Origin of the sequence: Pseudomonas sp. W17 (genome assembly GCF_040268305.1) — a bacterium.
GTDB lineage: Bacteria > Pseudomonadota > Gammaproteobacteria > Pseudomonadales > Pseudomonadaceae > Aquipseudomonas > Aquipseudomonas protegens.
In genome coordinates, this window is record NZ_CP158490.1 from 1986316 (window position 1) to 2007541 (window position 21226).

Sequence of the window (21226 nt, forward strand, 5' to 3'; positions counted from 1 at the left end):
GGCTTTGACGGGGAGCGGACGCCCCGCCGGATGGCGGGGCGAGGCAGGGTTACTCGGCGATCTGCAGCTTGCGCGATTCGGTGTAGACGTAGCGCACTTTCTCGTATTCGAACGGCGAGTTCAGCTGGCCATAGCGGAAGCTGGTCTGGTAGCGCTTGTCGACCCCGCGCAGGACCCAGATTTCCGGGTGGTTGCTGCTGGCTTCCGAAACATTGAGGAAGTTGATCGCCGATTCGGCGGTGTAGTCCACCGCCAGCCCGGCGGTATCACGCAGGTTCGACGGGCCGAGGATCGGCAGCACCAGGTAGGCGCCGCCGGGTACGCCGTAGAAGCCCAGGGTTTGGCCGAAGTCTTCGCTCTGGCGCGGCAGGCCCATCTTGGTAGCCGGGTCCCACAGGCCGGCCACGCCGATGGTGGTGTTGAGCAGCAGGCGCGCGGTGGTTTCCATGGAGCGCTGGCCCTTGAACTGCAGCAGGCTGTTGAACAGGTTGGGCACATCGCCCAGGTTGTTGAAGAAGTTGCTGACCCCGGTGCGCAGGAAGCTCGGCGTCACGTAGCGGTACCCGTCCACCACCGGCAGGAACACCCATTGGTCGAAGCGGTAGTTGAAGTGGTAGACCCGGCGGTTCCACGACTCCAGCGGGTCGTAGATATTCAGGGCGTTCAAGGTCGAGCGCTCGAACTCGCGCTGGTCCAGCCCCGGGTTGAACTTGAGCTTCTTCAACGGCTCGGTGAAGCCATCGGGGTCGGGGGTGACGGGAATGTTGGCCTTGCTGTTGTCGGCTTGGGCATAGCCTGCGCAGAGCAACGCAGCGATAAGCAGGAGATGTTTAGCCACGGAAGAACTCCAGCATGGCGTCGCTGTTGACGCGGTAGTTGAGGTTGCCGCAGTGGCCGCCATGGGGGTAGACGGTCAGGCGGTCACCAAAGGTTTTACGCAGGAAACCCAGGTCGCCGGGGCCGAGGATCACGTCGTCGGCGTTGTGCATCACGGCGATCTTCGGGCTGGCCTTGAGGTAGTCCTGCAGGGCGTAGAGGCTGACCTGGTCGATCAGTTGCAGCAGGCTGCCGCCATCGGTGCGGGCGCGCCACATGGGGATCACCTGCTCGGTCAGGTAGCAGTCGAAGTCGCATTGCAGGGCACGCTTGAGAAACGGCGTGAGGCTGGTGCCTTCGCGGATCGGGTATTTGGGCGGGGTGATCAGGCCACGGCGGTTGATCAGGTCCGAGGTGAAGGCAATGTCCGCCGCCGAGAAACGGAAGGAGGTGCCGATCAGCATCGCCATCTGCTCGTTGGTCAGGTGCTGCTTGGATTGCTGGAAGTCGTAGAGCAGGGCGTCGTTGAGGTCGATATAGCCCTTCTGCTGGAAGTAGCGGGTCAGCTTGCCCAGCACCAGTTCGTAGAAGGTAGTGCTGTTGTTGATGCCCTTGACCTCGGTCTGCACCAGCTTGTCGAGGTTGGTGATCGAGGTATAGAGATTGACCGGCGGGTTGAGCAGCAGGACCTTCTTGAAATTGAAGCTGCGCCGGGTTTCATCCAGCTTGCTGACGAAGGCCGCATCCAGCGCGCCAAGGCTGTAGCCGGTGAGGTAGAACTCGGTGATCGGCAGCTTGGGATTCTGCGCCCGTACGGCCTGCATCACCCGGTACATGTCCTCGGCGTCTTCCTGGGTCACGCCCGGGGTGGCAAAGCGCGAAGCGGCGCTGATGAAGTCGAAGCTGGTGGGCGAGGACAGCTGCACCACGTGGTAGCCGGCTTTGTAGTAGAGCTTCTTCAGGTACTCGTTGAGGCTGCTGTCATAGCGCGCCCCGGTGCCGGCGATCAGGAAGATCAGCGGTGCGGCGTGGTCCTGGGTGGCAATGCGGTAGGTGAGTTTCTTCACCGCCCAGAAGTTGTCCGGGAGGATGAATTCCCGTTCCGGACGCAGCGTCAGGCTGTGGTCAGACTGGCGGATGTCATCGCTTGCGGGCAGTTCCGGGCGCAACTCCGGAGGCGTGGTGGCGATGGTGGCTTCGAAGGGGTTGGTCAACGGGTAGCCATAGGTGGCTGGGTCGACGTCGACCGCCAGCGCGGACGCACTCAGGATAAGGCCGCCAAACAGGGCAGCGAAGCGCAAGGAACGAAGCATGACTGTATCCCTAGAAGAAGGTACCGAATGAGGTTCGCAGGCTATGACCACCGCGCTGCTGCCGAAGTGCCATGGTTGGGCACAAATAACGCCTGCGACAGGCTTATTGGGAAGTGATAGTAGCCGGACGATACACTTTGCCGCCATTTGCATGACAGATATCTGCGCCTGGCGCTTGCCAAGCGTTCGCGGGGGATTATGCTGGGCGCCGTTTTGACTGTTCGGAGTGTTTCATGTCCCGCCGCCTTCCCCTGATTCTGCTGCTCGTGGTCCTGCCGCTGTGGCTGGCCGCCAGTTATGGCCTGCGCTACGGCTTCATGGAGGATGCTCGCTGGGTGGGTGCCTGTGTCGAGGCTGCCAGCCGCTGGGAGTGCGGGCTGCGCTCCAGCCTGGGTTGGATGATTCACTTCAAGGTGCTGGGCTGGAGCGCGGTGGCCGTGGCGCTCCTGGGTTTTGTCATGCCCGGGCGTGCCGGTTGGGGGCTGGGCGTACTGGCGTTGCTGATCGGCATCCCGGCCCTGGCCCTGTACAACACCACCCTGGCGGTATTTGCCGTGGTGATTGCCGGCTTGCGCCTGGTGCGCGCCAGCAAGCCATAGCCGCAGCAGCGGCCATGGCCTATGGCCTCAGGCCCTGCGGGCCCGCAGGTTGCGCCAAAGCGCCGCTACCATCAGCAGGCTGACCAGGGCCCAGCCCCAGGCCTGCTGGTTGGCCAGACCTTCCTGATACAACTGCGGGGCAATGCCGGCACCGACGATAAAGGTCAGCAGAGCAATCTCCCGGCGCGGCACTCGCACCGGGCGGCAGAGGTAGACCAGTGCCGGCAGTAGCAGGGCCGCGCTGGGGAAGCTGCGGTAGCGCGGGTCGAACACCAGCTCCAGCATCATCACCGCCGCGGCGAAGCCTGCGGCCGTCAGCAGCCAGCCGGCCCGTTTCTCCAGTGCATCGAAGGCTTTCAGGCGCCAGCCCTGGCGAGGGCTCAGGGCCAGGGCGGCGTGGGCCAGCACCAGCAGGTTGAGCCCCAGCAGCAACGCGGCCCAGCACCATTCACCGGCGAAACGGCTGGTTACGCGCGCCAGTTCTCCAGAGGTTCCGATGCTGCAAGCGGCCACTGCGCCCAACAGGGGCAGCAGCAGGGCGGCGCGGTGGTCGCGGGGCCGGCCGCCGAGCACCAGGGTGCCGAGCAGTATCAGGCCGCCGACGCCCAGCCACAGCGGCCAGTACGGCAGGTTGGACACCGGGCCGGCGAGGATGCCCTTGTCCTGGCGATCAGCATCGAACAGCCCCCAGTAGCCACCGACGGCACCTTCGCTGGCGCGCTTCCAGGGCTGGTCGAAGGCTTCGATCAGGTTGTAGTGCCAGCCATTGTGTTCCGCCAGGGCGACGAAGCCGCGGATGAACTTGGCCTCGTTGACCCGGCTGGGCAGCGCGGTTTCTCGCTGCCGGCCTTCACTGGGCCAGCCGGTCTCGCCAATCAGTACGTCCTTGGGGGCGAAGCGGTTGCCGAACACCTGGCGCACCTCGGCCACGTGGTTCAAGGCGGCGTCGATGTTCGACGGATCGTCTTCCCAGTACGGCAGCAGGTGGATGGTGAGGAAATCCACCGCCGGGGCGATTTCCGGGTGCTTGAGCCAGAACTCCCAGACATCGGCGTAGGTCACCGGCTGCTTGACCCCGGCCTTGACCTTGAGGATCAGCCGCGCCAATTGCGCGCCGGTGACCTCCTTGCGCAGCAGTGCTTCGTTACCGACGATCACCGCGCTGACCACGTCCGGGTTGGCGTTGGCCGAGGCGATCAGCAGGTCGACCTCCTTCTCGGTGTCCACCGGGTTGCTGTTGACCCAGGCGCCGATCATCAGCTTCAGGCCGTGCTTGCGCGCCAGGTCCGGCAGGGCTTCCAGGCCGGTCATGGAATAGGTACGGATGCATTCGAAACGGGTCGCCAGCAGGGCTAGGTCGGCGTCCATGCGCTGCGGGCGCAGCTTGAACGGCTGGTCGAAGGGCGACTGGTCCTTGTCGAACGGAGTGTAGGAGGCGCACTGCAGCTTGTGGCTGGCGCTGGCGACATCCGGCAGGTGCACCGGCCGGCCAAGGCCGTACCAATAACCGCAGAGGGCCAGGAGCCCGAGCAGGCAGGCGAACAGATAGGGCAGGGCGGGGAAACGAGGGGTGGCGGGCATGATCGGGCCGTCGTGGAACAAAGCCAGGCATCTTACCCGCATTTGTCCGCAGCTTGGTGGGCTGCATGATTTTGACATGCAAAGTTCGGGCGGACCCACTGCCCGGGTGAGGCCGGCCGTTGGTTACTGGCTATCTGATGTCGCTGCTGGTTGCCTTGAGGTCGTAGACAGAGCAGGTCGCGGAACAGGGCGGGTTGATGATCCAGGCATCAGTACTCCGCTGATGATCGAACGCGTTCGCGGTGAGGCGTGATGGGGGCGCTGAGCACCATAACCATACGTTGACGTGCCTGGCAGCCGCCCGGCACTGCACTTTTCGGGGAAGTAACGATGAAGATGCGACGACTCTTAGGCGCAGGTGCCGCACTGGTACTTGCCATCAGCTCCACTCTGGCCAGTGCCGACAGCAAGACCCTGAGCATCGGCTATGTCGACGGCTGGTCCGACAGCGTGGCGACGACCCATGTGGCGGCGGAAGTGATCAAGCAGAAGCTCGGTTATGACGTCAAGCTGCAGGCGGTGGCGACCGGGATCATGTGGCAGGGCGTAGCCACCGGCAAGCTCGACGCCATGCTTTCGGCCTGGCTGCCGGTGACCCATGGCGAGTACTGGGCCAAGAACAAGGACAAGGTGGTGGACTACGGCCCCAACTTCAAGGACGCCAAGATCGGCCTGATCGTGCCGGAGTACGTCAAGGCCAAGTCCATCGAGGACCTCAAGACCGATACCACGTTCAAGAACAAGATCGTCGGCATCGACGCCGGCTCGGGGGTGATGCTCAAGACCGACCAGGCGATCAAGGACTACGACCTGGACTACAAGCTGCAGGCCAGTTCCGGGGCGGCAATGATCGCCGAGCTGACCCGCGCCGAAGAAAAACAGGATTCCATCGCCGTGACCGGCTGGGTGCCGCACTGGATGTTCGCCAAGTGGAAACTGCGCTTTCTCGAAGACCCGAAGGGCGTGTACGGCGCAGCTGAAACCGTCAACAGCATCGGCAGCAAGGGCCTGGAGAAGAAGGCGCCGGAAGTCGCGGCCTTCCTAAAGAAATTCCAGTGGGCCTCGAAAGATGAAATCGGTGAGGTCATGCTGGCCATTCAAGAGGGTGCAAAACCCGATGTGGCGGCCAAGGATTGGGTGAGCAAGCACCCAGAAAGGGTTGCCGAGTGGACTGCTAAATAAGCACAACGCGTCTAGATCAAGGGTCTTGAGGCCGCGCACTGGAAACAGTGGGCGGCCTTGTCATTTATTGAAGAAAAAACCGGCGCCAACGCTAATGTCGTTCTAATACTAAGGTCGTCTGGAACCTGCTCCATAGCCGCATAGAGTGGATTAGGTTCCACCTAAAATCTGTGCTGCGAGGATAAAAACAATGAACGACAGCATTTACCTCTCGATTCAAAACAGCCCGCGTTTCAAGGAGCTGGTCAGCAAACGAGAGCGGTTCGCCTGGATTCTCTCGGCGATCATGCTTGGGCTTTACTCGGCTTTCATCCTGTTGATCGCCTATGGCCCCCAGATCCTGGGCGCCAAACTCAGTCCTACCTCATCCATCACCTGGGGTATTCCCATCGGTGTCGGCTTGATTCTCTCGGCCTTCATCCTGACGGCCATCTATGTGCGACGCGCCAACGGCGAATTCGACGAGTTGAACAATGCGATCCTGAAGGAGGCTCAGCAATGATCCGACGTCTATTCGCAGCACTCGGTCTTGCCGTCTTCGCTCCCGCCCTCTGGGCTGCAGACGCCTTGACGGGCGAAGTCCACAAGCAACCACTCAACGTATCGGCGATCGTGATGTTCGTGGTCTTCGTCGGTGCTACCCTGTGCATCACCTACTGGGCCTCCAAGCGCAACAAGTCGGCTGCCGACTATTACGCGGCGGGCGGCAAGATCACCGGCTTCCAGAACGGCCTGGCGATCGCTGGCGACTACATGTCCGCGGCGTCCTTCCTGGGGATTTCCGCCCTGGTGTTCACTTCCGGCTATGACGGCCTGATCTACTCCATCGGCTTCCTGGTGGGCTGGCCGATCATTCTGTTCCTGATCGCCGAGCGCCTGCGCAACCTGGGCAAGTACACCTTTGCCGACGTGGCGTCCTACCGCCTCGGGCAGACCCAGATCCGCACCCTGTCGGCCTGTGGCTCGCTGGTGGTGGTGGCGTTCTACCTGATCGCGCAGATGGTGGGTGCCGGCAAGCTCATCCAGTTGCTGTTCGGCCTCGACTACCATGTGGCGGTGATCCTGGTGGGCATCCTGATGTGCCTGTACGTGCTGTTCGGCGGCATGCTGGCCACGACCTGGGTGCAGATCATCAAGGCGGTGCTGTTGCTCTCCGGCGCGTCCTTCATGGCACTGATGGTGATGAAGCACGTCAACTTCGACTTCAACACCCTGTTCTCCGAAGCGATCAAGGTTCACCCCAAGGGTGAAGCGATCATGAGCCCCGGCGGCCTGGTGAAAGATCCGATCTCGGCGTTCTCCTTAGGCCTCGCGTTGATGTTCGGTACCGCTGGCCTGCCCCACATCCTGATGCGCTTCTTCACCGTCAGCGATGCCAAGGAAGCTCGCAAGAGCGTGCTCTATGCCACTGGCTTCATCGGCTACTTCTACATCCTGACCTTCATCATCGGCTTCGGCGCGATCCTGCTGGTAAGCACCAACCCGGACTTCAAGGATGCCGCAGGCGCCTTGCTGGGCGGCAACAACATGGCGGCGGTGCACCTGGCCAACGCAGTGGGCGGCAGCGTGTTCCTCGGCTTCATTTCGGCCGTGGCCTTCGCCACCATCCTGGCGGTCGTTGCAGGCCTGACCCTGGCTGGCGCCTCGGCGGTGTCCCATGACCTGTATGCCAGCGTGATCAAGAAGGGCAAGGCCAACGAGAAGGACGAGATCCGCGTTTCCAAGATCACCACCGTGGCATTGGGCGTACTGGCCATCGGCCTGGGCATTCTCTTTGAAAGCCAGAACATCGCGTTCATGGTCGGCCTGGCGTTCTCCATTGCCGCCAGTTGCAACTTCCCGGTACTGCTGCTTTCCATGTACTGGAAGAAGCTCACCACCCGTGGCGCCATGATTGGCGGCTGGATGGGCCTGGTGAGTGCCGTGGCGCTGATGATCCTCGGCCCGACCATCTGGGTGCAGATCCTGCATCACGAGAAGGCGATCTTCCCGTACGAGTACCCGGCGCTGTTCTCGATGATCATCGCCTTCATCGGTATCTGGTTCTTCTCCATCACCGACAAGTCGACCGCGGCGGTCAACGAGCGGGCGCTGTTCTTCCCGCAGTTCGTGCGTTCGCAGACCGGCCTGGGTGCCAGTGGGGCGGTGTCGCACTAAGCGAGATGAATGTATCGGCTTCTATATAGAAGCTGCGTAATGGCGAAATGCCCCGATCGAGAGACCGGGGCATTTTTCTGTCCGCTCGCCCTGCCCGGAGCCCCCCGACTGCAGGTGCAGGAGCATAGGAGCTGGCTTGCCAGCGCAAGCGTATGTGAGGAGCAGGGCTCTTTGCCGGCAGGCCGGATCCTGCGGGTTGGGGGGGGGGCGAGGGGAGGGCAGAAACAAATACGACCTCTGTTAGAGGCCGTATCCGGTGCAGCTAAGACGTTTGCGCAAGGCAGGTCTTATTTGCGGTCTTCCAGTTTGGTGATGTCACGCGACTCGTAGCCGGTGTACAGCTGGCGTGGACGGCCGATCTTGTACGGGCTGGAGAGCATTTCCTTCCAGTGCGAGATCCAGCCGACGGTCCGCGCCAGGGCGAAGATCACGGTGAACATGCTGGTTGGAATGCCGATCGCCTTGAGGATGATCCCCGAGTAGAAGTCGACGTTCGGGTACAGCGAGCGCTCGATGAAGTACGGGTCGGTCAGGGCGATCTCTTCCAGGCGCATGGCCAGTTCGAGTTGCGGATCGTTGTTGATGCCCAGTTCCTTGAGTACTTCGTCGCAGGTCTGCTTCATTACGGTGGCGCGCGGGTCGCGGTTCTTGTACACGCGGTGACCGAAGCCCATGAGCTTGAACGGATCGTTCTTGTCCTTGGCCTTGGCGATGAACTTGTCGATGTTCGAGACATCGCCAATTTCGTCGAGCATGGTCAGTACCGCTTCGTTGGCACCGCCGTGGGCCGGGCCCCAGAGTGCAGCGATACCGGCAGCGATACAGGCGAACGGGTTGGCACCCGAGGAGCCCGCCAGGCGCACGGTGGACGTCGAGGCGTTCTGTTCGTGGTCGGCATGGAGGATGAAGATCCGGTCCATTGCCTTGGCCAGTACCGGGCTGATCGGTTTGATCTCGCACGGGGTGTTGAACATCATGTGCAGGAAGTTTTCCGCGTACGACAGGTCGTTGCGCGGGTACATCATCGGCTGGCCCATGGAGTACTTGTAGACCATCGCTGCCAGGGTCGGCATCTTGGCCACCAGGCGCACGGCGGAGATTTCGCGGTGCTGCGGGTTATTGATGTCCAGGGAGTCGTGGTAGAACGCCGACAGGGCACCGACTACGCCGCACATCACCGCCATCGGGTGGGCGTCGCGACGGAAACCGTTGAAGAAACTCTTGAGCTGTTCGTGAACCATGGTGTGGTTCTTCACGGTGCTGACGAACTGGGCCTTCTGTTCGGCGGTGGGCAATTCACCGTTGAGCAGCAGGTAGCAGGTTTCCAGGTAGTCCGATTTCTCGGCCAGTTGTTCGATCGGGTAGCCGCGATGCAGCAGAATGCCGTTGTCGCCGTCGATGTAGGTGATTTTCGACTCGCAGGAGGCGGTCGACATGAAACCCGGGTCAAAAGTGAAGCGGCCCGTGGCCGTCAGACCCCGAACATCGATTACATCGGGACCAACGGTGCCGGTTAAAATGGGCAGCTCGACGGGGGCTGCGCCCTCGATGATCAACTGCGCTTTTTTGTCAGCCATGTGGCCTCCTATTTATGCTTGAAATCATCAGACAGACCCCCCACGCAGGGCCCGCACCACTATAGTGAGATAAATCCGAATGTCAATTTGCCTAAAGTCTTGTCCCAGAAGGCTTTGGGAGGGATTTTTTCGCGAAATTCAGCGCCATTTACGCCTTTTATAACGCTAACGCAATCAGCTATTAGGGGAAGGTCTTTGCGTTGTCATTAGTAGCCTAACTGTCTATACTCGGCCACCGACCTCCGTAGGCTTCTGGGCCCGCTTTGCTGGGGGTCGCACTCCCTGGGTAGTGGTTGCCTGACCAGTGCACTCCCCAACAACTTTGCCCTGATTGTTAGGGGCTCTTCAGTGTGAAAAAAGCCGTGAATAGCCAACGACCTGTAAACCTAGACCTAAGGACCATCAAACTCCCCATCACCGGCGTTACGTCGTTTCTCCACCGTGTTTCCGGCATCATCCTCTTCCTGGGCATCGGCATCATGCTTTATGCATTGAGCAAATCCCTGGGCTCCGAGGAAGGCTATGCCGAGGTGAAGGCGTGCTTGACCAGTCCGCTGGCCAAATTCGTTGCATGGGGCCTCCTGTCCGCCTTGCTGTATCACTTGGTGGCCGGTGTACGCCATCTGATTATGGACATGGGCATCGGTGAGACGCTGGAAGGCGGCAAGCTGGGCTCGAAAATCGTTATCGCCGTATCCGTGGTGGTAATCGTTCTGGCGGGAGTTTGGATATGGTAACCAGCGTTACGAACCTGTCGCGTTCGGGCCTTTATGACTGGATGGCACAGCGTGTGTCTGCGGTCGTTCTCGCGGCTTATTTCATTTTCCTGATCGGATACCTCGTAGCGAATCCGGGCATTGACTACACCCAGTGGCATGGCCTGTTCGCAAACAACTGGATGCGTATCTTCAGTCTGCTGGCCATGGTGGCCCTGGGCGCTCACGCCTGGGTCGGCATGTGGACCATCTCGACTGACTACCTGACGCCGATGGCGCTGGGCAAGTCGGCCACAGCAGTACGTTTCCTTTTCCAGGCAGTATGCGGCGTCGCGATGTTCGCTTACTTCGTCTGGGGTGTGCAGATTCTCTGGGGTATCTGATTCATGGCTAACATTCCAACCATTTCATTCGACGCCATCATCATTGGCGGCGGCGGCGCCGGCATGCGTGCCGCACTGCAGCTGGCCCAGGGCGGCCACAAGACTGCGGTGATCACCAAGGTGTTCCCGACCCGTTCGCACACTGTGTCTGCCCAGGGCGGCATCACTTGCGCGATCGCCTCGGCGGACCCGAACGATGACTGGCGCTGGCACATGTACGATACCGTCAAGGGTTCCGACTACATCGGTGACCAGGACGCTATCGAATACATGTGTCAGGAAGGCCCGGCTGCGGTCTTCGAACTGGACCACATGGGTCTGCCGTTCTCCCGTACCGAAACCGGTCGTATCTACCAGCGTCCTTTCGGCGGTCAGTCCAAGGACTACGGCAAGGGCGGCCAGGCTGCTCGTACCTGCGCAGCGTCCGACCGTACCGGTCACGCACTGCTGCACACCCTATATCAGGGCAACCTGAAAGCCGGCACCACCTTCCTCAACGAGTGGTACGCAGTCGATCTGGTGAAGAACCAGGACGGCGCCTTTGTCGGCGTGATCGCTATCTGCATCGAAACCGGCGAAACCACCTACATCCGCTCCAAGGCCACCGTTCTGGCCACCGGCGGTGCAGGTCGTATCTACGCCTCCACCACCAACGCCCTGATCAACACCGGTGACGGCGTTGGTATGGCGCTGCGTGCTGGCGTTCCGGTGCAAGACATCGAAATGTGGCAGTTCCACCCGACCGGCATTGCCGGTGCCGGTGTACTGGTAACCGAAGGTTGCCGTGGTGAGGGTGGTTACCTGATCAACAAGCATGGCGAGCGTTTCATGGAGCGTTATGCTCCGAACGCCAAAGACCTGGCTGGCCGCGACGTTGTTGCGCGCTCCATGGTCAAGGAAATCATCGCCGGCAACGGCTGTGGCCCGAACGGCGACCACGTGATGCTCAAGCTCGACCACCTGGGCGAGGAAGTGCTGCACAGCCGCCTGCCAGGTATCTGCGAGCTGTCCAAGACGTTTGCGCACGTTGACCCGGTGGTTGCTCCGGTTCCGGTCGTTCCAACCTGCCACTACATGATGGGCGGCGTTGCCACCAACATTCATGGCCAGGCCATCACGCAGAACGCCGCTGGCGAAGACACCATCATCCCTGGCCTGTTCGCAGTGGGGGAAGTGGCTTGCGTATCGGTACACGGCGCCAACCGTCTGGGCGGCAACTCGCTGCTGGACCTGGTGGTGTTCGGCCGTGCAGCCGGTCTGCACCTGGAAAAAGCGCTGACCGACGGTATCGAATACCGCGACGCCAGCGACACCGACGTTGATGTTGCCCTGAATCGCCTGGCCAAACTCAACGAGCGCACCACCGGTGAAGACGTTGCAACCCTGCGTCGCGAGCTGCAGAACTGCATGCAGAACTACTTCGGTGTATTCCGTACCGGCGAATACATGCAGAAGGGTATCGCTCAGCTGGCTGACCTGCGCGAGCGTATCGCCAACGTCAAGATCAACGACAAGTCTCAAGCTTTCAACACTGCGCGTATCGAAGCACTTGAGCTGCAGAACCTGCTGGAAGTGGCCGAAGCCACTGCCATCGCTGCCGAAGTGCGCAAAGAGTCCCGCGGCGCTCACGCCCGTGAAGACTTCGAAGACCGTGACGACGAAAACTGGCTGTGCCACACCCTGTACTTCCCGGGTGAGAAGCGCGTTGCCAAGCGTGCGGTCAACTTCTCGCCGAAGACTGTTCCGACTTTCGAACCAAAAGTCCGGACTTACTAAAGGGTGATCGATATGTTGCAAGTTGAAGTTTATCGTTACAACCCTGACACCGACTCGGCTCCGAAAACCCAGGTTTTCCAGGTAGACACCGGTGGCAAGGACTTGATGGTGCTGGACGTGCTGGCCCTGATCAAAGAGCAGGACGAAGGTTTTTCCTACCGTCGTTCCTGCCGTGAAGGCGTTTGCGGTTCCGATGGCATGAACATCAACGGCAAGAACGGTCTGGCGTGCATCACGCCGCTGTCTGCCGTGGTCAAGAAGAACAAGCTGGTTGTTCGCCCGCTGCCAGGTCTGCCGGTTATCCGTGACCTGGTCGTCGATATGAGCATCTTCTACAAGCAATACGAGAAGGTGAAGCCATTCCTGCAGAACGATACGCCGGCTCCGGCCATCGAACGTCTGCAGTCCCCGGAAGAGCGCGAGAAGCTCGACGGTCTGTACGAGTGCATCCTGTGCGCTTGCTGCTCGACCTCTTGCCCGTCTTTCTGGTGGAACCCGGACAAGTTCCTGGGTCCAGCTGCCCTGCTGCAAGCCTACCGCTTCCTGGCAGACAGCCGTGACACCAAGACGTCCGAGCGTCTGGCTTCCCTGGACGACCCGTTCAGCGTATTCCGCTGCCGGGGCATCATGAACTGCGTCAACGTTTGTCCGAAGGGCCTGAACCCGACTAAGGCCATCGGTCACATTCGTAACATGCTGCTGCAGAGTGGCGTGTGATTCAGCTGTTGTACCCGTAGGACCGCTGTACCCGTAAAAGCCACGGCGCGGGCTTCAACCCGCGTCATGGCTCTAACCTGAGCAGCAGCTCACAAAGTGGCTGCTCTATATTTTGAAGAAATGAGACAAGCAGGGGCATCCGGGCTGGTACCCGGACTATCAGCGTGATCCTAAGTGGCTTGTTTTGGTCGCTGCATTCGGACTTCTGCAAGCTTGCTCGGTGTCGTCGCCGGTGGTGTTCCCCTAACCGAGGGTGACCAAGCATGCAAGAAAGCGTGATGCAGCGCATGTGGAACAGCGCCTACCTATCCGGTAGTAACGCTGCCTATGTGGAAGAGCTCTACGAGCTCTACCTGCACGACCCTAACGCTGTGCCAGAAGAGTGGCGCACTTACTTTCAGAAGTTGCCTACCGACGGCAGCACTGCCATCGATGTTTCGCACTCGACAATCCGCGATCATTTCGTCTTGCTGGCAAAGAACCAGCGCCGCGCCCAACCGGTATCCGCCGGTAGCGTGAGCAGTGAGCACGAGAAGAAGCAAGTTGAAGTGCTGCGATTGATCCAGGCCTATCGGATGCGTGGCCACCAGGCAGCCCAGCTGGACCCGCTGGGGCTGTGGCAGCGTCCTGCACCTGCAGACCTGTCGATCAATCATTACGGCTTGACCAATGCCGATCTTGATACGACCTTCCGTGCCGGCGACCTGTTCATCGGCAAAGAGGAAGCGAGCCTACGCGAAATTCACGAAGCGTTGCAGCAGACATATTGCCGCACCATTGGCGCTGAATTCACGCACATCACCGATTCCGAGCAGCGTCAGTGGTTCCAGCAGCGTCTGGAAAGCGTACGCGGCCGTCCGACCTATTCCGCCGACATCAAGAGCCACCTGCTCGAGCGCGTCACTGCGGCTGAAGGCCTGGAAAAATACCTGGGTACCAAATACCCGGGCACCAAGCGTTTCGGTTTGGAAGGCGGCGAGAGCCTGATTCCGATGCTCGACGAGCTGATCCAGCGTTCCGGTTCCTACGGCACCAAGGAAGTGGTAATCGGCATGGCCCACCGTGGCCGTCTGAACGTGCTGGTCAACACTTTCGGCAAGAACCCGCGCGAGCTGTTCGACGAGTTCGAAGGCAAGAAGAAGGTCGAGCTGGGTTCCGGTGACGTTAAATACCACCAGGGCTTCTCGTCCAACGTCATGACCACCGGTGGCGAAGTTCACCTGGCGATGGCGTTCAACCCGTCCCACCTGGAAATCGTTTCTCCAGTGGTCGAAGGTTCGGTGCGCGCCCGTCAGGACCGTCGCAACGACCAGACCGGCGACAAGGTTCTGCCGATCTCGATCCACGGTGACGCGGCGTTCGCCGGCCAGGGCGTGGTGATGGAAACCTTCCAGATGTCCCAGACCCGCGGTTTCCGTACCGGCGGCACTGTGCACATCGTGATCAACAACCAGGTCGGTTTCACCATCAGCAACCCGCTGGACTCGCGCTCCACCGAGTACGCCACCGACGTTGCGAAGATGATCCAGGCACCGATCCTCCATGTGAATGGTGATGATCCGGAAGCCGTGTTGTTCGTGACCCAGTTGGCCATCGACTACCGCATGCAGTACAAGCGCGACGTGGTGATCGACCTGGTCTGCTACCGTCGTCGCGGCCACAACGAGGCCGACGAGCCAAGCGGCACCCAGCCACTGATGTATCAGCAGATCGCCAAGCAGCGCACCACCCGTGAACTGTATGCCGATCGCCTGACCCAGGGCGGTGTGCTCGACGCAGAGCGTGTTCAGGCGAAAGTCGACGAATATCGCAATGCGCTGGACAACGGTCTGCACGTGGTCAAGAGCCTGGTCAAGGAGCCGAACAAAGAGCTGTTCGTGGACTGGCGTCCGTACCTGGGCCATACCTGGACCGCGCGTCACGACACCACCTTCGACCTCAAGACTCTTCAGGAACTGTCCGCCAAGCTGCTGGAGCTGCCGGAAGGCTTCGTGGTTCAGCGTCAGGTCGCGAAGATCTACGAAGACCGTCAGAAGATGCAAGCCGGCGGCCTGCCGATCAACTGGGGTTACGCTGAAACCATGGCGTACGCGACCCTGGCGTTCGAAGGTCATCCGATTCGCATGACCGGCCAGGACATCGGCCGCGGCACCTTCTCGCACCGCCATGCGGTGTTGCACAACCAGAAGGACGCCGGCACCTACATCCCGTTGCAGCACCTGTACGAAGGCCAGCCACGTTTCGACCTGTACGATTCGTTCCTGTCCGAAGAAGCCGTACTGGCGTTCGAATACGGCTACTCCACCACCACGCCTAACGCGCTGGTGATCTGGGAAGCCCAGTTCGGCGACTTCGCCAACGGTGCACAAGTAGTGATCGACCAGTTCATCACCAGCGGCGAGCACAAGTGGGGCCGTCTCTGCGGTCTGACCATGCTGCTGCCACACGGTTATGAAGGTCAGGGTCCCGAGCACTCCTCGGCTCGTCTGGAGCGTTACCTGCAGCTGTGCGCCGAGCACAACATCCAGGTATGCGTACCGACCACGCCGGCTCAGATCTACCACTTGCTGCGTCGCCAGGTGATTCGTCCGCTGCGCAAGCCGCTGGTCGTGCTGACACCGAAATCCCTGCTGCGTCATAAACTGGCCATCTCGACCCTGGAAGATCTGGCGGAAGGTTCGTTCCAGACCGTTATCCCGGAAATCGATGCCCAGGATCCAAAAGACGTGGGTCGCATCATTCTGTGTAGCGGCAAGGTCTACTACGACCTGTTGGAAAAACGCCGTGCCGAAGGTCGTGACGACATCGCCATCGTGCGTATCGAGCAGCTGTACCCATTCCCTGAGGACGACCTGATCGAAGTCCTGGCTCCGTACAAAAACGTCAAACACATCGTTTGGTGTCAGGAAGAGCCGATGAACCAGGGTGCCTGGTACTGCAGCCAGCATCACATGCGTCGCATCATCAGCGGTCACAACAAGTCGCTCGTACTCGAGTACGCGGGCCGTGACGCTTCTGCTGCTCCAGCTTGTGGTTATGCATCGATGCACGCTGAGCAGCAGGAAAAACTGCTGCAAGATGCCTTTACTGTTTAACGCCTTCGCGCACCTGAAACCGAATTTAAGGAACCACAGATAATGGCTATCGAGATCAAAGCCCCCACTTTCCCGGAATCGGTTGCCGATGGCACCGTTGCCACCTGGCACAAGCAACCGGGCGACGCCGTCAAGCGTGACGAGCTGATCGTTGACATCGAGACCGACAAGGTCGTGCTGGAAGTTCTGGCCACCGCTGACGGCGTGCTGGGCGCTATCGTCAAGAACGAAGGCGACACCGTTCTGTCCGACGAAGTCCTGGGCTCCATCGTTGAAGGCGGCGCTGCTGCCGCTGCTCCTGCTGCCGCCGCCGCTCCGGCCGCCGCCGCTGCTGCCCCGGCTGCTGCCGATGGCGAAGACGATCCAATCGCTGCTCCTGCCGCGCGCAAGCTGGCTGAAGAAAACGGTATCAACATCGCTTCCGTTGCCGGTACCGGCAAAGGCGGCCGTGTGACCAAGGAAGACGTGGTCGCTGCTGTTGCCGCGAAGAAAGCCGCTCCGGCTGCCGCGCCTGCCAAGGCTCCGGCTCCTGCCGCTGCTGCTCCGGTCTTCGCTGCCGGTGATCGCGTCGAGAAGCGCGTGCCTATGACCCGCCTGCGTGCCAAGGTTGCCGAGCGTCTGGTTGAAGCCCAGTCGAACATGGCGATGCTGACCACCTTCAACGAAGTCGACATGACTGAAGTCATGGCCCTGCGTTCGAAGTACAAGGATCTGTTCGAGAAGTCCCACAATGGCGTGCGCCTGGGCTTCATGTCGTTCTTCGTCAAGGCCGCCACCGAAGCCCTGAAGCGCTTCCCGGCTGTCAACGCCTCGATCGACGGTTCCGACATCGTCTACCACGGCTATGCCGACATCGGTGTTGCGGTCTCCAGCGACCGTGGCCTGGTGGTTCCGGTTCTGCGTAACGCCGAACTGATGAGCCTGGCCGAAATCGAAGGCGGCATCGCCACCTTCGGCAAGAAGGCCCGTGACGGCAAGCTGTCGATGGAAGAGATGACCGGTGGTACTTTCACCATCACCAACGGTGGTACTTTCGGTTCGATGATGTCGACCCCGATCGTCAACCCGCCACAAGCCGCGATCCTGGGCATGCACAACATTCTGCAGCGTCCTATGGCGATCAACGGTCAAGTGGTCATCCGTCCGATGATGTACCTGGCGCTGTCCTACGATCACCGCCTGATCGACGGTAAAGAAGCCGTGACGTTCCTGGTGACCATCAAGAACCTGCTGGAAGACCCGGCTCGTCTGCTCCTGGACATCTAAAAAGCAGCTGCATGCTGCAAGCGGGAAGCTTCGCGCCCCAGGGCAAAAGGCTTCAAGCTTGCGGCTGCAGCTTCTAGCTTGCCGTTAAAAGGAACCTTTTATGACTCAGAAATTCGACGTGGTAGTGATTGGCGCGGGCCCAGGCGGTTATGTCGCCGCAATCAAGGCCGCACAACTCGGTTTCACCACCGCTTGCATCGAGAAGTACACCGATAAAGAGGGCAAGCTGGCCCTCGGTGGTACTTGCCTGAACGTCGGTTGCATTCCTTCCAAGGCGCTGCTGGACAGCTCCTGGAAATTCCACGAAGCCCAGGACGGTTTTGCCATCCACGGTATCAACCACGCTGGCGTGACCATGGACGTACCAGCCATGGTGGGTCGCAAGGCCAATATCGTCAAAGGCCTGACCAGCGGTGTTGCCACCCTGTTCAAGGCCAATGGCGTCACTTCGATCCAGGGCCACGGCAAACTGCTGGCCGGCAAGAAAGTCGAAGTCACCAAGCCTGACGGTTCGGTTGAAGTGATCGAAGCCGAAAACGTGATCCTGGCTCCAGGCTCGCGTCCGATCGACATTCCACCGGCTCCGGTCGACCAGAATGTGATCGTCGATTCCACCGGCGCTCTGGAATTCCAATCCGTACCAAAACGCCTGGGCGTGATCGGCGCTGGCGTCATCGGCCTGGAACTGGGTTCGGTATGGTCGCGCCTGGGTGCGCAAGTGACTGTCCTGGAAGCCCTGGACACCTTCCTGATGGCAGCCGACACCGCTGTTTCCAAGGAAGCGCTGAAAACCCTGACCAAGCAAGGCCTGGACATCAAGCTGGGCGCTCGCGTGACCGGCTCCAAGGTCAACGGCGAAGAAGTCGTGGTCACCTACACCGACGCCAATGGCGAGCAGACCATCACTTTCGACAAGCTGATCGTTGCCGTTGGTCGCCGCCCAGTGACCACCGACCTGCTGGCCGCCGATTGCGGCGTGACCCTCGACGAGCGCGGTTTCGTGCACGTTGACGATCACTGCGCTACTACCGTACCGGGCGTCTACGCCATCGGTGACGTGGTGCGCGGCATGATGCTGGCTCACAAGGCCTCGGAAGAGGGCATCATGGTTGCCGAGCGCATCAAGGGCCACAAAGCCCAGATGAACTATGACCTGATTCCTTCGGTTATCTATACTCACCCGGAAATTGCGTGGGTCGGTAAAACCGAGCAGGCCTTGAAAGCTGAAGGCGTTGAAGTTAACGTCGGCACCTTCCCGTTTGCCGCCAGCGGCCGTGCCATGGCAGCCAACGACACCGGTGGTTTCGTCAAAGTCATCGCCGATGCCAAGACTGACCGCGTATTGGGCGTCCACGTGATTGGCCCAAGCGCTGCGGAACTGGTTCAGCAAGGTGCGATCGGCATGGAATTCGGCACCAGCGCCGAAGACCTGGGCATGATGGTTTTCTCCCATCCGACCCTGTCCGAAGCCCTGCACGAAGCAGCTCTGGCTGTGAATGGCACTGCCATCCACATTGCCAACCGCAAGAAACGCTAAGCAATAATAAGAAACCACGGCGGTTGGCCCGTCGTGAGCCTTGTGCGCAAGACTCACCGCGGAATATCCGCTGGACTCGACCTCTCGAGGTAGCGCCACACACTGGACCGGGGCCCAGGCTCCGGGTTCAGGTGTGGCGCTGGTTTTGAGAGGAGCGGTCACAGGTGGTGCGGCACTCAATCTTGAGCGCAGCGCCGAATGCGCAGTACCTAACGAAGACGGTAAAAAGCATGAATCTTCACGAGTATCAGGGTAAGCAGCTGTTCGCTGAATACGGCCTGCCAGTATCCAAAGGCTACGCGGTAGACACCCCGGAAGAAGCAGCAGAAGCTTGCGACAAAATCGGCGGCTCCGAGTGGGTTGTCAAAGCCCAGGTTCACGCCGGTGGTCGCGGTAAAGCGGGCGGCGTTAAGCTGGTTCGCAGCAAAGAAGACGCTAAGGCATTCGCTCAGCAGTGGTTGGGCAAGCGTCTGGTGACCTATCAGACTGACGCCAATGGCCAGCCTGTCACCAAGATCCTGGTTGAATCGTGCACTGATATCGCTAAAGAGCTGTACCTGGGCGCTGTCGTTGACCGTTCGAGCCGTCGCATCGTGTTCATGGCTTCCACCGAAGGTGGCGTGGACATCGAGAAAATCGCTCACGACACTCCAGAAAAAATTCTCAAGGCCACTATCGATCCACTGGTTGGCGCTCAGCCATTCCAGGGTCGCGAGCTGGCTTTCCAACTGGGTCTGGAAGGCAAGCAAGTTGCCCAGTTCGCCAAGATCTTCGTAGGCCTGGCCAAACTGTTCCAGGATCACGATCTGGCCCTGCTGGAAGTGAACCCGCTGGTGATCAAGGCCGACGGCGATCTGCACTGCCTGGACGCGAAGATCAACATCGACGCCAACGCCATGTACCGTCAGCCTAAGCTGAAAACCTTCCACGATCCGTCCCAGGACGATCCGCGCGAAGCCCACGCTGCCAAGTTCGAACTGAACTACGTAGCCCTGGAAGGCAACATCGGCTGCATGGTCAACGGTGCCGGCCTGGCCATGGGTACCATGGACATCGTCAACCTGCACGGCGGCAAGCCAGCCAACTTCCTCGACGTAGGTGGTGGTGCTACCAAAGAGCGCGTGACCGAAGCCTTCAAGATCATCCTGTCCGACACCAACGTCGCTGCAGTACTGGTCAACATCTTCGGCGGCATCGTTCGTTGCGACATGATTGCCGAAGGCATCATCGGCGCCGTGAAAGAAGTCGGCGTGAAAATCCCGGTTGTTGTTCGCCTTGAAGGCAACAACGCTGAACTGGGCGCTAAAGTACTGGCAGAAAGCGGCTTGAACATCATCGCTGCTACCAGCCTGACCGACGCTGCTCAACAAGTTGTCAAAGCTGCGGAGGGCAAATAATGAGCGTCCTGATCAATAAAGACACCAAAGTTATCTGCCAGGGCATTACCGGTTCGCAAGGTAGTTTCCACACCCAGCAAGCCATCGAGTACGGCACCAAGATGGTTGGCGGCGTAACTCCTGGCAAAGGCGGCACCGAGCACCTGGGCCTGCCAGTGTTCAACACCGTGAAAGACGCTGTAGCTGCCACTGGCGCCACCGCCAGCGTGATCTACGTTCCAGCTCCTTTCTGCAAGGACTCGATCCTGGAAGCGGCCTTCGGCGGCATCAAGCTGATCGTCTGCATCACCGAAGGCATTCCTACCCTGGACATGCTGGACGCCAAGGTTAAGTGCGACGAGCTGGGTGTGACCCTGATCGGCCCTAACTGCCCAGGCGTGATCACCCCAGGCGAATGCAAGATCGGCATCATGCCAGGTCACATTCACTTGCCAGGCAAGGTCGGTATCGTTTCCCGTTCCGGCACCCTGACCTACGAAGCTGTTAAGCAGACTACTGACGCCGGTTTCGGTCAGTCCACCTGTGTCGGCATCGGTGGTGACCCGATCCCGGGTTCGAACTTCATCGACATCCTGAAGCTGTTCCAGGAAGACCCGAAGACCGAAGCGATCGTGATGATCGGTGAGATCGGCGGTTCGGCTGAAGAAGAAGCGGCTGCCTACATCAAGGCTCACGTGACCAAGCCGGTTGTTTCCTACATCGCTGGTGTGACTGCTCCTCCGGGCAAGCGCATGGGCCATGCTGGCGCAATCATCTCTGGCGGCAAAGGCACTGCAGACGAGAAATTCGCTGCTCTGCAAGACGCAGGCGTGAAAACCGTGCGTTCGCTGGCAGACATCGGCAAGGCCTTGGCCGAGCTGACCGGTTGGGCTGTCAAGTAAGCCTCGCGCTTAGCTGACGCTTCAACCACAAAGGCCACCTTCGGGTGGCCTTTGTGCTTTCTGTCGTAGGAGACCTGCATCCTGCACAGAGCCTGGGGGAAATATAATTTCAAAAATGCGACATCATTCTGTCGCATATCGGATAGTTCGCCCTGGAACAGTGCGCTTGTCTTACCGATTCTGTAATCTAGCCGCCTCTTTTTGCGTCTGCTGCCCACAAGGTCGCTGCGCGC

Annotated in this window: 17 protein-coding genes; 13 read left to right on the forward strand and 4 right to left on the reverse strand. The window is 60.2% G+C overall.

All coding sequences use genetic code 11. From position 1 onward, the window contains the following. Positions 1-49: 49 nt before the first annotated feature. Both ABCR88_RS09205 and ABCR88_RS09210 read right to left on the reverse strand, forming a co-directional pair. Positions 50-838 carry a VacJ family lipoprotein gene (locus ABCR88_RS09205; protein ID WP_011060040.1) on the reverse strand — a complete coding sequence of 263 codons (789 nt, stop codon included), beginning with the start codon at positions 836-838 and terminating at the stop codon, positions 50-52. Next, positions 831-2129, reverse strand: coding sequence for a hypothetical protein (locus ABCR88_RS09210; RefSeq protein ID WP_015634662.1), 1299 nt, complete (start codon positions 2127-2129; stop codon positions 831-833). Before ABCR88_RS09210 ends, ABCR88_RS09205 begins: the two co-directional genes overlap by 8 nt. 233 nt (positions 2130-2362) lie before the next feature. On the opposite strand from ABCR88_RS09210, the gene ABCR88_RS09215 reads away from it, so the two are divergent. Beyond that, positions 2363-2728, forward strand: coding sequence for a hypothetical protein (locus ABCR88_RS09215; RefSeq protein ID WP_011060042.1), 366 nt, complete (start codon positions 2363-2365; stop codon positions 2726-2728). A gap of 27 nt (positions 2729-2755) precedes the next feature. Here ABCR88_RS09215 and ABCR88_RS09220 read toward each other — a convergent pair whose 3' ends face one another. Next, a complete protein-coding gene (locus ABCR88_RS09220; RefSeq protein ID WP_325985696.1) occupies positions 2756-4351 on the reverse strand; it encodes a beta (1-6) glucans synthase in 1596 nt (531 codons plus the stop codon). Between the two features lie 288 nt (positions 4352-4639). Between ABCR88_RS09220 and ABCR88_RS09225 the strand changes: the two genes are divergently transcribed. The 3 genes from ABCR88_RS09225 to ABCR88_RS09235 all read left to right on the forward strand — a co-directional run bounded on the left by ABCR88_RS09225 (position 4640) and on the right by ABCR88_RS09235 (position 7648). Beyond that, positions 4640-5491 (forward strand): glycine betaine ABC transporter substrate-binding protein, encoded by an 852-nt coding sequence (locus tag ABCR88_RS09225; RefSeq protein WP_041116731.1) that lies wholly within the window; start codon positions 4640-4642, stop codon positions 5489-5491. Positions 5492-5681: 190 nt separating this feature from the next. Then, entirely contained in the window at positions 5682-5993 is a 312-nt protein-coding gene (locus ABCR88_RS09230) for a DUF485 domain-containing protein (protein WP_011060045.1), read from the forward strand. After that, positions 5990-7648 (forward strand): cation acetate symporter, encoded by a 1659-nt coding sequence (locus ABCR88_RS09235; protein ID WP_041116733.1) that lies wholly within the window; start codon positions 5990-5992, stop codon positions 7646-7648. The genes ABCR88_RS09230 and ABCR88_RS09235 overlap by 4 nt, the downstream gene beginning before the upstream one ends. A gap of 287 nt (positions 7649-7935) precedes the next feature. Here the strand turns inward: ABCR88_RS09235 and gltA are convergent, their stop codons facing one another. Then, positions 7936-9225 (reverse strand): citrate synthase, encoded by a 1290-nt coding sequence (gltA, locus tag ABCR88_RS09240; protein WP_011060047.1) that lies wholly within the window; start codon positions 9223-9225, stop codon positions 7936-7938. Positions 9226-9575: 350 nt separating this feature from the next. Here gltA and sdhC point away from each other — a divergent pair, with 350 nt between their 5' ends. The 9 genes from sdhC to sucD all read left to right on the forward strand — a co-directional run bounded on the left by sdhC (position 9576) and on the right by sucD (position 20993). Then, positions 9576-9962, forward strand: coding sequence for a succinate dehydrogenase, cytochrome b556 subunit (gene sdhC, locus ABCR88_RS09245; RefSeq protein WP_015634665.1), 387 nt, complete (start codon positions 9576-9578; stop codon positions 9960-9962). Next, positions 9956-10324, forward strand: a complete 369-nt coding sequence (gene sdhD / locus ABCR88_RS09250) for a succinate dehydrogenase, hydrophobic membrane anchor protein (protein ID WP_011060049.1) — start codon at positions 9956-9958, stop codon at positions 10322-10324. Before sdhC ends, sdhD begins: the two co-directional genes overlap by 7 nt. A gap of 3 nt (positions 10325-10327) precedes the next feature. After that, positions 10328-12100, forward strand: a complete 1773-nt coding sequence (gene sdhA / locus ABCR88_RS09255) for a succinate dehydrogenase flavoprotein subunit (RefSeq protein WP_011060050.1) — start codon at positions 10328-10330, stop codon at positions 12098-12100. A gap of 12 nt (positions 12101-12112) precedes the next feature. Beyond that, a complete protein-coding gene (locus ABCR88_RS09260; protein ID WP_011060051.1) occupies positions 12113-12817 on the forward strand; it encodes a succinate dehydrogenase iron-sulfur subunit in 705 nt (234 codons plus the stop codon). Between the two features lie 263 nt (positions 12818-13080). Next, complete coding sequence (locus ABCR88_RS09265) at positions 13081-15912, forward strand: 2-oxoglutarate dehydrogenase E1 component (protein ID WP_011060052.1); 2832 nt, start codon at positions 13081-13083, stop codon at positions 15910-15912. Between the two features lie 42 nt (positions 15913-15954). Next, the gene (gene odhB / locus ABCR88_RS09270) at positions 15955-17178 is read left to right on the forward strand and encodes a 2-oxoglutarate dehydrogenase complex dihydrolipoyllysine-residue succinyltransferase (RefSeq protein ID WP_025128636.1); all 1224 of its coding nucleotides are present in this window, start codon (positions 15955-15957) and stop codon (positions 17176-17178) included. A gap of 100 nt (positions 17179-17278) precedes the next feature. Beyond that, positions 17279-18715, forward strand: coding sequence for a dihydrolipoyl dehydrogenase (gene lpdA / locus ABCR88_RS09275; RefSeq protein ID WP_011060054.1), 1437 nt, complete (start codon positions 17279-17281; stop codon positions 18713-18715). Between the two features lie 230 nt (positions 18716-18945). Then, positions 18946-20112 (forward strand): ADP-forming succinate--CoA ligase subunit beta, encoded by a 1167-nt coding sequence (sucC, locus tag ABCR88_RS09280; RefSeq protein ID WP_009047768.1) that lies wholly within the window; start codon positions 18946-18948, stop codon positions 20110-20112. Continuing rightward, positions 20112-20993 carry a succinate--CoA ligase subunit alpha gene (gene sucD, locus ABCR88_RS09285; RefSeq protein WP_003223019.1) on the forward strand — a complete coding sequence of 294 codons (882 nt, stop codon included), beginning with the start codon at positions 20112-20114 and terminating at the stop codon, positions 20991-20993. The genes sucC and sucD overlap by 1 nt, the downstream gene beginning before the upstream one ends. Positions 20994-21226: the final 233 nt, after the last annotated feature.

Excerpts from the sequence above, each read along its gene's own strand:
- ABCR88_RS09210 (WP_015634662.1), bottom strand. The coding sequence starts at position 2,129 with ATGCTTCGTTCCTTGCGCTTCGCTGCCCTGTTTGGCGGCCTTATCCTG.
- ABCR88_RS09215 (WP_011060042.1), top strand. The coding sequence starts at position 2,363 with ATGTCCCGCCGCCTTCCCCTGATTCTGCTGCTCGTGGTCCTGCCGCTG.
- ABCR88_RS09220 (WP_325985696.1), bottom strand. The coding sequence starts at position 4,351 with ATGCGGGTAAGATGCCTGGCTTTGTTCCACGACGGCCCGATCATGCCC.
- ABCR88_RS09225 (WP_041116731.1), top strand. The coding sequence starts at position 4,640 with ATGAAGATGCGACGACTCTTAGGCGCAGGTGCCGCACTGGTACTTGCC.
- ABCR88_RS09230 (WP_011060045.1), top strand. The coding sequence starts at position 5,682 with ATGAACGACAGCATTTACCTCTCGATTCAAAACAGCCCGCGTTTCAAG.
- ABCR88_RS09235 (WP_041116733.1), top strand. The coding sequence starts at position 5,990 with ATGATCCGACGTCTATTCGCAGCACTCGGTCTTGCCGTCTTCGCTCCC.
- gltA (WP_011060047.1), bottom strand. The coding sequence starts at position 9,225 with ATGGCTGACAAAAAAGCGCAGTTGATCATCGAGGGCGCAGCCCCCGTC.
- sdhD (WP_011060049.1), top strand. The coding sequence starts at position 9,956 with ATGGTAACCAGCGTTACGAACCTGTCGCGTTCGGGCCTTTATGACTGG.
- sdhA (WP_011060050.1), top strand. The coding sequence starts at position 10,328 with ATGGCTAACATTCCAACCATTTCATTCGACGCCATCATCATTGGCGGC.
- ABCR88_RS09260 (WP_011060051.1), top strand. The coding sequence starts at position 12,113 with ATGTTGCAAGTTGAAGTTTATCGTTACAACCCTGACACCGACTCGGCT.
- ABCR88_RS09265 (WP_011060052.1), top strand. The coding sequence starts at position 13,081 with ATGCAAGAAAGCGTGATGCAGCGCATGTGGAACAGCGCCTACCTATCC.
- odhB (WP_025128636.1), top strand. The coding sequence starts at position 15,955 with ATGGCTATCGAGATCAAAGCCCCCACTTTCCCGGAATCGGTTGCCGAT.
- lpdA (WP_011060054.1), top strand. The coding sequence starts at position 17,279 with ATGACTCAGAAATTCGACGTGGTAGTGATTGGCGCGGGCCCAGGCGGT.
- sucC (WP_009047768.1), top strand. The coding sequence starts at position 18,946 with ATGAATCTTCACGAGTATCAGGGTAAGCAGCTGTTCGCTGAATACGGC.
- sucD (WP_003223019.1), top strand. The coding sequence starts at position 20,112 with ATGAGCGTCCTGATCAATAAAGACACCAAAGTTATCTGCCAGGGCATT.